The 13,779-nt window shown below is 40.9% G+C and carries 10 protein-coding genes and 1 pseudogene; 6 read left to right on the top strand and 5 right to left on the bottom strand.

Annotated features, from left to right (window positions below; translation table 11 throughout):
* Positions 1-30: 30 nt before the first annotated feature.
* Both VF685_RS09410 and VF685_RS09405 read left to right on the top strand, forming a co-directional pair.
* Positions 31-1,602: a glycosyltransferase family 2 protein gene (locus tag VF685_RS09410; RefSeq protein ID WP_440203623.1), complete on the top strand. Its 1,572-nt coding sequence runs from the start codon at positions 31-33 to the stop codon at positions 1,600-1,602.
* Positions 1,599-2,576, top strand: a complete 978-nt coding sequence (locus VF685_RS09405; protein WP_440203621.1) for a glycosyltransferase — start codon at positions 1,599-1,601, stop codon at positions 2,574-2,576. Before VF685_RS09410 ends, VF685_RS09405 begins: the two co-directional genes overlap by 4 nt.
* A gap of 26 nt (positions 2,577-2,602) precedes the next feature.
* Here VF685_RS09405 and VF685_RS09400 read toward each other — a convergent pair.
* Positions 2,603-3,567, bottom strand: a pseudogene (locus VF685_RS09400) (glycosyltransferase).
* Between the two features lie 140 nt (positions 3,568-3,707).
* Here VF685_RS09400 and VF685_RS09395 point away from each other — a divergent pair.
* The gene (locus VF685_RS09395) at positions 3,708-4,472 is read left to right on the top strand and encodes a glycosyltransferase family 25 protein (RefSeq protein WP_440203620.1); all 765 of its coding nucleotides are present in this window, start codon (positions 3,708-3,710) and stop codon (positions 4,470-4,472) included.
* A gap of 109 nt (positions 4,473-4,581) precedes the next feature.
* On the opposite strand, the gene VF685_RS09390 is transcribed toward VF685_RS09395, so the two are convergent.
* The 3 genes from VF685_RS09390 to aspS form a co-directional block, all read right to left on the bottom strand.
* Positions 4,582-5,451, bottom strand: coding sequence for a lysophospholipid acyltransferase family protein (locus VF685_RS09390; protein WP_180182478.1), 870 nt, complete (start codon positions 5,449-5,451; stop codon positions 4,582-4,584).
* A gap of 23 nt (positions 5,452-5,474) precedes the next feature.
* Positions 5,475-5,693, bottom strand: coding sequence for a hypothetical protein (locus VF685_RS09385; protein WP_005180031.1), 219 nt, complete (start codon positions 5,691-5,693; stop codon positions 5,475-5,477).
* Positions 5,694-5,804: 111 nt separating this feature from the next.
* Positions 5,805-7,589: an aspartate--tRNA ligase gene (gene aspS / locus VF685_RS09380; RefSeq protein ID WP_045796021.1), complete on the bottom strand. Its 1,785-nt coding sequence runs from the start codon at positions 7,587-7,589 to the stop codon at positions 5,805-5,807.
* 217 nt (positions 7,590-7,806) lie between these two features.
* Here aspS and VF685_RS09375 point away from each other — a divergent pair, with 217 nt between their 5' ends.
* Positions 7,807-9,054: an O-antigen ligase family protein gene (locus VF685_RS09375; protein ID WP_075174837.1), complete on the top strand. Its 1,248-nt coding sequence runs from the start codon at positions 7,807-7,809 to the stop codon at positions 9,052-9,054.
* Between the two features lie 35 nt (positions 9,055-9,089).
* Here VF685_RS09375 and VF685_RS09370 read toward each other — a convergent pair whose 3' ends face one another.
* Positions 9,090-9,842 carry a DUF4184 family protein gene (locus VF685_RS09370; RefSeq protein ID WP_440203619.1) on the bottom strand — a complete coding sequence of 251 codons (753 nt, stop codon included), beginning with the start codon at positions 9,840-9,842 and terminating at the stop codon, positions 9,090-9,092.
* A 142-nt stretch (positions 9,843-9,984) separates the two neighbouring features.
* On the opposite strand from VF685_RS09370, the gene znuD reads away from it, so the two are divergent.
* Together znuD and VF685_RS09360 are read left to right on the top strand one after the other, a co-directional pair.
* Positions 9,985-12,126 carry a zinc piracy TonB-dependent receptor ZnuD gene (znuD, locus tag VF685_RS09365; protein ID WP_440203618.1) on the top strand — a complete coding sequence of 714 codons (2,142 nt, stop codon included), beginning with the start codon at positions 9,985-9,987 and terminating at the stop codon, positions 12,124-12,126.
* A gap of 105 nt (positions 12,127-12,231) precedes the next feature.
* The gene (locus tag VF685_RS09360) at positions 12,232-13,695 is read left to right on the top strand and encodes a phospholipase D family protein (RefSeq protein ID WP_440203617.1); all 1,464 of its coding nucleotides are present in this window, start codon (positions 12,232-12,234) and stop codon (positions 13,693-13,695) included.
* Positions 13,696-13,779 lie beyond the last annotated feature (84 nt).

The raw sequence follows: 13,779 nt of genomic DNA, 5'->3' as shown, positions 1-13,779 counted from the left end.
ACAGCACGACCATATCGTTTAAGTGTGGTCATGATTGTTAAGAACGAAGCAAAAAACTTAGAATTATCGTTACCCGCATTAAAAGGCTGGATTGATGAGTTAATTGTACTGGATTCTGGAAGCACAGATCATAGCCGACAACTGGTGGAAGACGCTGGGGGACAATGGTTTGAAAATCTAAATTGGCCAGGGTTTGGAAAACAGCGTCAACTTGCACAGTCTTATGCTACAGGTGAATGGATTCTTGCTTTGGATGCAGATGAAGTGGTTACAGAGCAGCTACAGCAGAATATTTTAAAAGCAATTCAACAGCCGCCTTTAGATACGGTCTTTGGAATTAAGCGTTTGGATTGCATATTTGGTCATCAAATTGATAATGCTTATTGGCCAGTGAAGGCGCATTGGCGCTTATTTCCAAAAGGCTATCAGTATGACAATAATCTTGTTCATGAGTCAGTTGTTTTAAATGGGGCTAAAACAGAGAAGCTGCAAGGTTTTCTTTTGCATCAAACCGCACCTACACCTAAATTTTGGCTAGAAAAGCGTTTAGATTATGCGAAAGCATGGGCTGTCGATCGTGAGCAACGAGGGAAAACAGTTGGTATTTGGGGGGTGTTTTTTCATACGTTCTGGGCGTTTATTAAACAATACCTGATTGATGGCCGCTTCTTAATGGGTCAGTATGGATTCATTTACTCTCTGTTATTTACACAGTATACCTTTAATAAATATGCAATTTTATATGATTTGAAGAATAATCATGCTTTGGCAACTTTTAATCAGTCACTAGAAAATATTAAAAAGCTTCAGCCAGTTGACCAATCTGAGAAAAAATCGACTGTTTCATTGGTGATGATTGCAAAGAATGAGTCGAAACATTTAGCTGCATGTTTAGCGACAGTGCATGACCTTGTTGATGAGATTATTATTCTTGATTCTGGCAGTACAGATCATACCGAAGAGATTGCCAAGCGATTCGGGGTAAAATGGTATGTTAACTGTGAGTGGAAAGGATTTGGTATTCAGCGCCAGATAGCACAAAGTTATGCTACTCAGGACTATGTACTTGTTCTGGATCCAGATGAGCGACTTGATCAGGCCCTTCGGGAGTCGATTGTTGAGGTGCTAAAGCATCCACTTCAAACGGATAAAGTTTTTAGCTTGGCGCGTGTTAATCAGTTCTGTGGTGTTGAAGTGCAAAAACGTTTTTGGTATGCAGACTTGTTAGCACGGTTATATGCCAATAAGTCTTTTCAATACTCATCTTTGGAAGTTCATGAATCTTTAGATCAGAAGAATGTGCCTGCTGTAAAATTAAATGGTTATTTAGAGCATTTAACCAATGATGATTTACACCATTTCCTAGTGAAAAATATTCGCTATAGTCATGATTGGGCATCGGATAAATTTAAGCATGGTAAAAAAATAGGTTTATTTGCAGCTGTATTGCGTGGCATTTTCTCTTTTATACGAGAATATATCATCCGTGGTGACTTTTTGGGCGGGGCGTATGGTTATCTGCTAGCAATGGCATCCATGGGCTATACTTTAGATAAGTATTTGATGCTGTGGCAAATGAATAAAGAGAGCAATAAAAAATGAAGATTTTAATTGCCAATATGTCTTCTATACCAGTGTATGCCTATGGCGGGACAGAACGTGTAATTTGGGATTTGGCAAAACAACTGGTTGAGCAGGGGCATCAGGTCATATTCCTTGTGCCGAAAGGTTCACACTGTAGTTTTGCGAAAGTAATTGAAATGGATCCTGATCGACCGATTTCTGTACAGATTCCAGATGATATTGATGTGGTTCATTTCCAGTTCCAGCCCAACGTTACCGGTTTAGAGGTGCCCTATGTAGTGACTGAGCATGGAAATGCTCAGCTTGAAGAGCGTTTGAATCAAAACACCATTTTTGTTTCTCGTGATCATGCGCAAAGACACAACTCAGACTCTTATGTGTTAAATGGTCTGGATTGGTCGAATTATGGTGAAGTCGACTGGAAGCGAGAGCGGAATTACTATCACTTTTTGGGTAAAGCAGCTTGGCGTTTGAAAAATGTCAAAGGTGCAATTCATATTGCAAAAAAAGCGAAACAGCAGTTACATGTGCTAGGAGGCGATCGTTTTAACTTTAAACGTGGTTTGCGTTTAACATTTTCGCCGCAAATTAAATTTCATGGAATGGTCGGTGGTCAAGAAAAGCTTTCATTATTAAATGGTTCTAAAGGATTAATATTCCCTGTGCGTTGGCATGAACCTTTTGGTTTGGCAATTATTGAGAGTATGTATTTTGGGTGCCCAGTATTTTCTACTCCTTATGGTGCTATTCCAGAATTGGTTCCATTTGAGTGTGGTGTATTGTCAAATAATGCTGACCTTTTAATTGATGCGATTAATACACAAAAATTTGATCCTTTATATTGTCAGCAACATGTTATAGATAACTTTAATGCTGAAAAAATGGCACAGGGTTATTTAGAAAAATATGCGCAGGTGATAAAAGGAAAAGTATTAAATCAGCATCTACCTTATTTAATGAATGAATGCCAAAATCTTGAATGGCAACAATAACGCGTGTGTTTAGAAGAACAGAGGAACTATTCTTCTAAACTGAGGGCATTATCTAAATGGCCTGAACAATATGGTGGTTGCTCATGTAAAGGATAGCCATTTAAAACTTGTTCATAATAGGATATGTATTCTTTACTCATTACGAGATGGTTAAATTGGTCTCTTGCATATTCATGACAAGCTTTTCGACTGAATTGATCAATATTTTTTAAAGCTTCAATCATTTGAGTTTTGCTTGAAGTACTGAGGTCAACTTCAGGAATAATAAGTTCGGGTACAGAACCGTGATGGCTACCAATAACAGGACAGCCTAAGTATAGACTTTCAATCATTGCTAGTCCAAAAGCTTCATGAATTAGAACTGGAAATATTAAAGCCTGCGAATTACGAAGAACTGCATTTTTTTCTTCACCGCCAATCATGCCATGGAAGCTAAGATCTTTCCCTGTATAAAAGTAAGGTTGATATTTACCATTGCGTTTCCATTTTAGGCTGAGACGATTGCTTCCAAGTATGTGTAAGGGTTTATTGGCTTTACGTGCAATTTCAACACTATCTTTCAGATTTTTGTCACGATATTTTGCATTGGCTAAAAAGTGGATATAGTTTTTAGGTTTGCCTAAGTTAGGTTGTCCGTAATCATCCCAAAATAATCCATTATAGACAAAGGCTTGGGCACCACTACGCTCAGCGTGTCTTTTTCTTAAGAAAATAGTATTTTGCGGGAATGTTTTTGGTGTTAATTGCTGATTATGTGTTGTACATACATAAGAAGTTTGAATATCACCTTCAAATAAAAAATGAAAATGAATAATGTCTGCCCAGCCTTCAACTTGCGCTTCTAGTTTTTTTGAAGGAGCGAATGTCAGTGCATCTGGATGAGTATTTGAGCTTTTGGTCATAAATTTTACTTCATGTCCAAGTTGCTTTTGTCCTAAATATAAGGCTCATAAGTCACGCTCAGCTCTTCCATATTTTGGTAGGGCAGCATAAGGGCTAATAGAATATGTAGGATTTTATTAATATAGAGGTTTATTCAAAACTGCTAAAATGGCAGGATAAGTTGTGAATTTCCAATAATATTTTTGTTATAATGACATCATAATTGGCAAGTTTTTTTTGGTATTGATTTTGAAAAATTTTGTTATTAGTCTCTCTTCAGCATTAGAGCGTAGACATCACATTACACAGGTTTTTAATGAACAAGGTATTGATTTTGAATTTTTTGATGCGATAACACCAGAGAAAGCTTATGATTTAAAAGAAAAATATTTTCCAGAATGTTGCTCAGATAATATTAGTGCTGCAGAATTAGCATGTGCGATGAGTCATATAGCAGTTTGGTTGCATGCCAAAGAGCTAGGTTTGAAATATGTAGCAATATTTGAAGATGATATATATTTAGGGGGAAATGCAAATTTATTTCTAAATTGTAGTAATTGGATTCCTAAAAATATAGATGTTATTAAATTAGAGACATTTCTTACTAAAATTTTTTTAGGTGATTCTGCAGGTAATATACATAATAGAAGTTTATATCAATTAAAGCACTTTCATTTTGGCGGAGCGGGATATATTTTATCTTTAAAAGCTATTGATTGTTTACTTACTGAAATAAAAATGAAGAAAAATATTTTGCCTATTGATTGGGTGCTATTTTATAACCCTATTTATGATAATGGCATTAAAGTTTACCAACTAAGCCCAGCTTTATGTATCCAAGATAAAGTAAAAAATAAGGAGATAACTTTTGAGAGTTCTTTGGAAGAGGGCCGAGTTCAATTTGAGGCACCAAAAATTAAGGTGAAGTTTATAAATAAAATTAAAAGAGAACTGATACGCTTAATTAAGCAAGTAAAAGGTTTGTTTTTCTCGAGAATTGTTTATTTTAAATGATAGCGTGGGAAAAACTAAAATTTTAAATAAGTGGTCGAAAATTTGTATATAAAAAATTTCATTGAGAATGAATGGTGAGGTCAAAATTTTATTAAAAGTTAGTATTGAGCTAAAGCATATTATATAAATTCCTGCCACCCTCAATCTTCCTAAACCTCTTATACCCCCACAAATACTGTTCTGGAGCGGCATTAATCATACGCTCCATTTCTTTATTCAGCGTATCGACTGAAAGCTGCAAATCTTTCGCATTAATCTCTGCTGATAAGGTCTGTACATGCAGCTCAAAGCCACTTAAATCTTCACGGCGTAAACAGCTTAAACCAATCACTGAACACTGGGTCTTGGCTGCCAGTTTTGAGAGCAGGGTAGAGGAAAGTGCATTCTGACCAAAGAAAGGTGAATAAATGCCACCCGACTCTTTAGGCACATGATCTGGTAAAATTGCGGCAAATCCACCTTGTTTTAAATGCTTAAATAAGGCACGTACGCCTGTTTCATCGGTGGGTACCAGTGTGGCATTAAGACGCTGCCGTGCTTCCAGCATAAACCGGTCTACATCCGGATTTTTGCTCGGTTTATACATAATGACCGGTGCCGTATGTAAATTCACCCAGGCATTCATCAATTCCCAGGTACCAAAATGCGGCACCACTGCCAAGGTCCCATTCGGGTTTTGCAGGGCGTCTAAAAAAATATCTTCCCCATGCACGACCTTGATCTGCTCAAGGGCAAACTCCGGTGCAGAACCCCAAATTTTGACCGATTCAGCATAGGTCATACATTGGCTTTTCAGACTGCGCCGTGTGAGCTGATTCCGTTCCGATTCAGATAACTCCGGATAAGCCGACTTTAAATTAATTTCGGTCACGCGTCGAGCAGAGGAATTGCTCACATACAGTAACCAGCCCACAGATCGGGCAGTGACCTGAATCAAACGCAGGGGGAGTTTGGAGAAATTTTTAAGAAGGGAATACATGAATCAAGCAAGAGTCCGCACAATTATGGTCGATCTGCATTGCCTTTTAAGACCATATAAATCAGTCCGACAAAAATCAGCAAGGCGCCGATAATACTACTCAGGCTGAAATACACAATACGGTCATTGGTATCAAGCGCAAACAGGTTGTTCGCCAAGATATAACGCATGAACAGCCATTGTACAATCGAAAAGACAATGAGCATGATGCCGCGGTTACGTACTGCAGGACGCATTGCCATCGCTGAATCACCTAAGAATGAAAACTGCAGTTATTATGCCATTGCTCGGCAGTGATCTCAATGTAATAAAAAAGCCCCGCAAGTGCAGGGCTTCTTTAGAATGACAAGCTATTATTCTTGAGATTCCGCTTTTGGTTTTTCACGTAAGCGAATACCCAAATCACGCAGTTGAGTCGCTTCAACTGGTGCTGGTGCTTGAGTCAATGGACATTCAGCAGTCTTGGTTTTCGGGAATGCAATCACATCACGAATAGACGCACCGCCGGTCATCAGCATCACTAAACGGTCCAGACCGAATGCTAGACCACCGTGTGGAGGTGCACCGTAACGTAAAGCATTCAGTAAGAAGCTGAATTTCTCTTCAGCTTCTTCTTCACCAATACCTAAAGCTTCAAAGATGGCTTTTTGCATTTCCAGGTTGTGAATACGCAGTGAACCACCACCGATTTCAGTGCCGTTCAATACCATATCGTAAGCGACAGACAGCGCAGCACCTGGGTTGTTTTTCACTTCTTCAACGCTTGATTTTGGCAGCGTGAATGGGTGATGCACAGAGGTCCATTTGCCATCGTCAGTTTCTTCGAACATTGGGAAGTCAACTACCCAAAGCGGAGCCCATTCGCACGTTGAAAGATTCATGTCGTGACCGATCTTGACACGAAGCGCGCCCATTGCGTCATTTACAACTTTGGCTTTATCTGCACCAAAGAAGACAATGTCGCCATTTTCAGCACCAACGCGTTTTAAGAGATCCAGCACGATTGGCTCGATGAATTTCACGATTGGCGATTGCAGGCCTTCGATACCTTTTTCAAGTTCGTTGACTTTGATGTAAGCCAGACCTTTGGCACCGTAGATGCCCACGAATTTGGTGTATTCATCAATTGCACTACGTGGCAGTGAACCTGCACCTGGAACGCGAAGTGCCACAATACGGCCTTTCGGATCTTTGGCAGGGCCAGCGAATACCTTGAACTCAACGTCTTGCATTAAATCTGCAACATCAATCAGTTTTAACGGAATACGCAGGTCCGGTTTGTCGGATGCATAGTCACGCATCGCATCGGCATAGGTCATACGCGGGAATTTGTCGAATTCAACGTTTAGAAGCTCTTTGAACATCTTCACGGTCAAACGTTCCATCAGATCCATGATGTCATCATCGCTCATGAACGATGTTTCAACGTCGATCTGGGTAAATTCTGGCTGACGGTCCGCACGTAAGTCTTCGTCACGGAAACATTTGGCGATTTGGTAATAACGGTCAATACCACCTACCATCAATAACTGTTTGAACAGCTGTGGTGATTGTGGCAGTGCGTAGAAGCTACCGTTAGACACACGACTTGGAACCAGGTAGTCACGTGCACCTTCAGGCGTTGCACGAGTCAAAATTGGAGTTTCAACGTCTAGGAAACCGTTGTCTTCGAAGTAGTTACGAATCAAGTTGGTCAGTTTAGAACGGAAACGTAAGCGCTCTAACATTTCTGGACGACGGATGTCCAGGAAGCGGTATTTCAGACGGATTTCTTCAGAAATATTGGTGTTTTCATCATTCAGTGGGAATGGCGGCGTTTCAGATTGAGCCAGCACTTCAATTTCTTTGCCCAATACTTCAATCTGGCCACTGACCATATTGGCATTTTCAGTACCCGCATAACGGCGGCGTACACGGCCTGTAATTTTTAATACGAATTCAGAACGAGCTTTATCTGCTGTGGCAAATGCTTCTGGGGTATCCGGGTCGATAACCACTTGTACCAGACCATCACGGTCACGCATATCCAGGAAGATCACCCCACCGTGGTCACGGCGACGATGTACCCAACCACACAAGGTTACGGTTTGGTCGATTTGAGCTTCGGTTAAAGAACCGCAGTAATGAGTTCGCATCATAGCGTAAAAAATCCAACTATATGGGTTAATGACAGCGCATACGTAAACAGCGTACCGCTTGAAGTAAATGTTGGATTATGCCTCTTTGCAGGTTTTGTCACAAGAACTTCACTATGAAAAAACATAAACCACTGATTTTTTAAAGTTGAATCTTAGAAAAAAAAGCAGGATATGAAATAATAATGAATAATTTTTAGAATTTTGATCTGGGGTAGATGTGGAGTTGGTTTTAAGGAATAAGTCTTTCTATCTTATTCTATTGATATTTTGTGCGTTATTAATTCAAGCTGTATTCGATAAAGGGGCTGATGTTTACTACTATTCGGTTCTTATCCTTATCTTGGGGTTTCTTTCAACTAAGTATCAGAAAATTAAGATAGATTTACATATATTGGTTTTTTGTTTATCTGGTTTTATTTTTCTTACTTTAAGTTATTGGCTGTTGGGACGATTTGATGAAATTCCTGTTAGATTGATAGAAACCTATACAAAAATAGCAAATCAATATTTTTGGGTTATCCCTCTTCTTTTCCTTCCTTACCTTATTGTCTTTTTCAATCAAGGGGAAAAGTATATTTTTGAACCTTTAATTTTCTTTATCAGCTTTATATTTATTTATACTTTCTATAATAGTTTTATTTTGGATTTTAATAGAGGTTTATTAAGTCAATTTTTTAATCCTATTATTATTTTTGATATAACTTTTATATCATTAGCTTTTTTTGCTTTGTTTTATTCTTTTCTTAAGGAAGGGGTTGTTAGTTACTTTTATTTAGTTTTATGCTTGTTGTTAATTTTTGTTTTGATTTTGCATGGTACACGAGGAACTTGGATTGGATTACCGCTTGTATTAATTGCTTATACTTTGCATTTTTATAAATATAAGATAAAGAAAGTTATACTAATGCTTAGCTTAAGTCTCTCATTTATTTTAATAAATATAGTGTGGGATAACTCTCCTATCAAAAATAGATTACAGCAGTTTTCTGCGGATACGGTTCAATTGGCTGAGAATAATTATAAAACAAGTAGTGGTGTCAGAATTTTCCTATGGAAAGAGTCTTTAGAAATTTTTGAAAATAACCAAATTATTGGAGTTGGTGGCTATGGAATTGAGGCGCATAATTGTGAGCTAAAAGAAAGTGGTCAGCTACCGACATGCTTTCAACATATGCATAATATTTTTTTTCATGAATTGGCTGCACATGGCATCTTAGGGTTATTGGGTCTGGTGCTTATTTATGGATCAATTTTACTATTCTTTATTAAGAAATTCCTACGCTACTTTTCTAATTTTGAGTTAAGAGGATATGCTCTTTTAGGTATTATTTATGTGGTTTATTATCTGATTTGTGGTTTAACAGAGTATTACTTATTTTTTGTTCTACCTGTTTATATTCACTACTTTATTATTTTACTGATTGTTGGGTTTATCTTTAGAAAAGAAGCAATCTTGACGAAATAACTGTAAAGAATGGCCTAGATTTTAAAGTTAGGCCATTAATTTTTATCCAATGCTAAAAATAAAATACAACCTAGGGTTAAAGTTATGAGTGCACCCTGACTAAACTCATTAAAAGCCCGGCCCAGAAAATAATAACGATGGCTATACCACAGTTCATCACTGAAATAGCGGGCATAATCCCAGACCGAATAAGCACCTAGCAAAATAGCCAGACCAATCAGGATCGCTGCCGCTTGTTTGACCCGTCGGCTCACTGGCCAATGCTGACGATAGCGCTGATAATAACGCCAGCACATCCACAGCAAAAACGGCAGGGCCAGAAGCGAACTGCCAATCTGCAAGATAAAATGCAGTGGATAGGTCTGGGAAAACCAGGACACCGGCTGGCTTAAAAGGTCATGAAAGGCAAAAGTGCGAAAGTCGACGTGAGTTAAACCATCCCAAATTAAATGGGTGGCATTGCCCAGCAATAGCCCGAGGATTACCGCAAGTAAAAAACCAAGGGCCGACTTGAACGAATCCAGATTGAGCTCATGTTGTATGCCTAGCGCCCGATACAGCACCGGACGATAAATCAGATACCATGCCGCACAAAAAGCCAGACCCAGCCATAAATTTGGATGAACAATTGAACTCCATAAATGATTCAAGCCGCCCTGATCGGTGGTAAATAATCGGCTTAAATCGGGCAGCATACAGCCAATGGCAAGGGCTGCAACGGGAAGACGATAACCTGTCAGCTGGGCAATGGGTGGTGCTAAAACCGCATGAGATAAGGTAAAGGGCATACAGGCGTAGACAATAAAAACGGAAAAATTCGTGAGGCCCTATAGCTTAACCAAGCAAAGATGAATTTTATGTTTTTTATTGCAAAACAGTTGAAATGTTATATTATAACATTATTCAAGTTTGTTACTCTGAGCCTGAGTCATGTCCTTCCATAAGAATTTAATAACACTGTCTATTTTTGCTGTTGTGGCCCCTGCGGTTTTTGCAGATGAGGCGAATCTATCCAATGCGCAGCAACTTGAAACCATTCAGCTAAAAGCCCATCCTCTGGTTCAGACTGCAGCGGACTTTGCTGTAGCAGATCAGGTGGTAGAACAGAAAGTATTGGCTGAACGCCCAACAACCATTGGTGATGCACTGGCTGATGAACTGGGTGTATATTCAAATCAGTACGGCACAGGTTCAAGCCGCCCCGTGATTCGTGGTCAAGATGGTCCGCGTGTCAAAGTCTTACAACACGCATCTGAAACTGCCGATGTATCGACTTTATCTCCAGACCATACGGTTACGGTAGATCCAATTCTAGCAAAACAGGTTGAAGTGATTCGTGGTCCATCGACTTTACTCTATGGTGCCGGTACCGTGGGTGGCTTGGTCAATGTAACCGATCAGAAAATTCCAACCCAAATGCCAGCAGATGGCTTAGAGGGCACCGTCGGCGTGCGCTATAACTCGGGTAGCGATGAGAAGCTGGCCAGTGCGGGGGTAACAGCGGCAATTGGTGACAACTTTGCCTTACGTGTTGAAGGCTCCAAACGTAAAGCGAATAACTATATTACGCCAGATTACTGGGTAGAACATCATAATGATGAAGCTGGCCATGAAGATCATGGACATGATGCTGAAGAAGAACAGGAAACACATTTTGATAAAGCCCGTCGTGTAGACAATACCTTTGCAGAAGGGCAAACCATGAATATTGGCGGCTCATGGATTCATGACCGTGGTTTTGTCGGGGTGTCTTATAGTAACCGTCAGGACAAATACGGTTTACCAGGGCATAGTCATGAATATCATGGTTGTGGGCCAGATCATGACAATCCGAATATAATTGAATGTCCTCCTCACGATGATCATGGTGATGACCATGCGCATCATGGTGGTCCATGGGTCGATCTGGAATCACACCGTTATGACGTCCGTGCTGAGCTGGACCAGCCATTTGCCGGCTTTGACAAGTTACGTGCCCATGCCAGCTATACCGATTATGAACATGACGAGCTGGAAGAAAATGAAGTCATCAGTAACTTTAAAAATAAAGGTTATGATGCCCGTTTAGAATTGGTACATAAACCAGTCGCCGGTTGGGAAGGGGTCTTTGGTACCCAATATAGTCAACAAAATATTGATTTATCCGGTGAGATGGTTCCACATGATGATCATTTTCATGAATCAGTCTTAATGCCAGATACTAAAACGGAAAAATATAGCCTGTTTGGTTTAGAACATAAGCAGTTTGGTGATGTGCATGTGGAATTGGGTGCACGTGTAGAACATCAAAAAATTGATGTAGATTCAACTCAAAAAGACTATTCAGATACCGGTGTGTCAGGTTCAGCAGCAGCCAATTGGGAATTTGCTCCAAACTATAAGCTTTCTGTGGTTGGCTCACATCAGCAACGTTTACCACTGGCACAAGAGTTATATGCGGACGGTATTCACTTTGCCACCAATACCTATGAGCGTGGAAATGAGGATCTGGATGTTGAAAAGTCAAATAACCTTGAGTTAGGTCTGCATTATGAAGGTGAGAAACTCGACTATCATGTGCATGTTTATCACAACTGGTTTGATAACTATATTTATGGCTCAACAACCGACAGCGAAGGAACATTCCGTCTAGTTGATTATAAACAAGACAAAGCCCGTTTCTACGGTACAGAAGCGCAGTTAGGCTATGCCATTAACGATGCTTATAAAGTCAGCCTGTTTGGTGACTATGTGCGTGGCAAAATTGATGGTGAAAACGCACCGCGTGTACCAGCAGGCCGTTTAGGTACCAAAGTAGAAGCCGATTTTGCTGATGGCTGGTCAGGTCTGGCAGAGTACTATCATGTCTTCAAACAGGACCAGATTGCCAGCTATGAACAGGAAACCCAAGGCTATAACATGGTCAATGTCGGTCTGGCGTATGCAGGTGCCATGGCGAATAACCAGGACTACCGCGTGTTCTTTAAAGCCAATAACCTGCTGGATGATCAGGTTTATTCACACACCTCATTCCTGTCCAATATTCCGCAAGTGGGCCGTAATTTTACCGTTGGTTTAGAATATAACTTCTAAGCAGAACTTAAATTTATTGCCAAAATCAAGAGGATGTCACGGAAATCCTCTTGAAAAAAGCCTGAAGAAAACCTAGCCTGAGTTGATTGGGTTAGGTTTTTTCTTATGCGTATCTTTCAACGAATTCACAATAAACTGAACTGGTCACCACGGCGTTATCTGGGCGTGATGATGGGACTGCTGGCGTTAAGCTATTTATCCTCGGCACTGTATCACACCTATAAGCCCTTACCGGATGGTTTGAATTATGCGGGACCGCTACGTCATGCCGAAGTCAAATTTCTGGCCGATCAGACCTATCTGGATGCACAGGGCCAGCAGCATTATGATCATCAGATTTTTAATGAAATGCTGCGCCTGATTGATGAAGCACAAAGCTTAATTGTGCTGGATATGTTCCTGTTTAATCCGCAAACCGGGGCATCACAGGCCCAGCATCAACCGCTCAGTCAGCAATTGACCGATGCACTGATTCAAAAACGCCGTACCCAGCCGGATATTGAAATCAGGCTGATTACCGATCCGATTAATTCGGTTTATGGCGGGCTTGCGCCAGAGCATTATCGGCAACTGCGTCAGGCCGGGATTGATGTGATTGAAACCAATTTAACCCCGCTACGTGCTTCCAATCCGATGTGGTCCGGATTCTGGTACATCTGCTGTCAGGGCATCCGCAATAATCCGAAGGCTGGCTGGCTGGCCAATCCGTTTGGCGAGGGCAAAATCACCCTGCGCAGTTATTCCGAGCTGCTGAATTTTAAGGCCAACCACCGTAAAACCATTGTGGTTGATACCCCGGACGGCTGGGAAGCTCTGGTGACCTCAATGAATCCGCATGATGCCAGTTCCCATCACTCCAATGTGGCGCTGGTGGTCAAAGGCAATACCGCGGTAGATATTCTGAAAACCGAGCAGTCGGTGGCGCTCATGTCCGGCAGCAATATTCCCGGGGTGATTGTCGGTGAGTTTCAGGCCGCTGCTACTGAACCGCAGGTGCAGGTGCTGACTGAAAAAGCCATTTATGATGCGACTTTAAACCTGATTAATAGCGCCAAAGCCAATGAACAGGTCGATCTGGTGATGTTCTATCTGTCCGAGCGCCAGATTATCAAAAGCCTGCTTGCAGCCCATGAGCGTGGGGTGAAATTGCGGGTGCTGCTCGATGCCAATAAAGATGCGTTTGGTCTGGAAAAGAATGGCGTACCGAACCGGCCAGTGGCAGCAGAATTACATCAGGCCGGCATTCCACTGCGCTGGTGTAATACCCAAGGCGAGCAATGTCATAGCAAAATGCTGATCAAGCGCAATGCCCAGCAACAGGAGATGATTTTAGGTTCGGCCAATTTCACCGCACGGAATTTAAAAAATTATAATCTGGAAACCAATTTACGCGTGTTAGGCCCGGCTCAAGCTCAGGTGTTTCAAGATGCTCAGCAGTATTTTGATACCGCCTGGTCAAACTTAAATGGCCGTCAGATGAGTGTGGATTATGCCCAGTATGCCGATGAATCGACGCTGAAATATGGACTGTATCGTTTGATGGAATGGAGTGGCTGGTCGACGTTCTAACCTCCCTCATTCCAAGCTTCTGTTTGGGAGCCGTGGCTTCTGCTTATAAGAGAGCTGGAAGAATGAGTTTTCTTCCACCTTGTA

Source organism: Acinetobacter sp. Brlt_5 (assembly GCF_051949055.1).
GTDB lineage: Bacteria > Pseudomonadota > Gammaproteobacteria > Pseudomonadales > Moraxellaceae > Acinetobacter > Acinetobacter indicus.
The sequence above is the reverse complement of the archived record's forward strand: the minus strand, read 5'-3'. Positions and strand labels throughout refer to the sequence as shown.

Coding starts and splice junctions, on each gene's coding strand:
- znuD (WP_440203618.1), top strand. CDS start 9,985: ATGTCCTTCCATAAGAATTTAATAACACTGTCTATTTTTGCTGTTGTG.
- VF685_RS09370 (WP_440203619.1), bottom strand. CDS start 9,842: ATGCCCTTTACCTTATCTCATGCGGTTTTAGCACCACCCATTGCCCAG.
- VF685_RS09360 (WP_440203617.1), top strand. CDS start 12,232: ATGCGTATCTTTCAACGAATTCACAATAAACTGAACTGGTCACCACGG.
- VF685_RS09385 (WP_005180031.1), bottom strand. CDS start 5,693: ATGGCAATGCGTCCTGCAGTACGTAACCGCGGCATCATGCTCATTGTC.
- VF685_RS09390 (WP_180182478.1), bottom strand. CDS start 5,451: ATGTATTCCCTTCTTAAAAATTTCTCCAAACTCCCCCTGCGTTTGATT.
- VF685_RS09410 (WP_440203623.1), top strand. CDS start 31: ATGATTGTTAAGAACGAAGCAAAAAACTTAGAATTATCGTTACCCGCA.
- VF685_RS09405 (WP_440203621.1), top strand. CDS start 1,599: ATGAAGATTTTAATTGCCAATATGTCTTCTATACCAGTGTATGCCTAT.
- aspS (WP_045796021.1), bottom strand. CDS start 7,589: ATGATGCGAACTCATTACTGCGGTTCTTTAACCGAAGCTCAAATCGAC.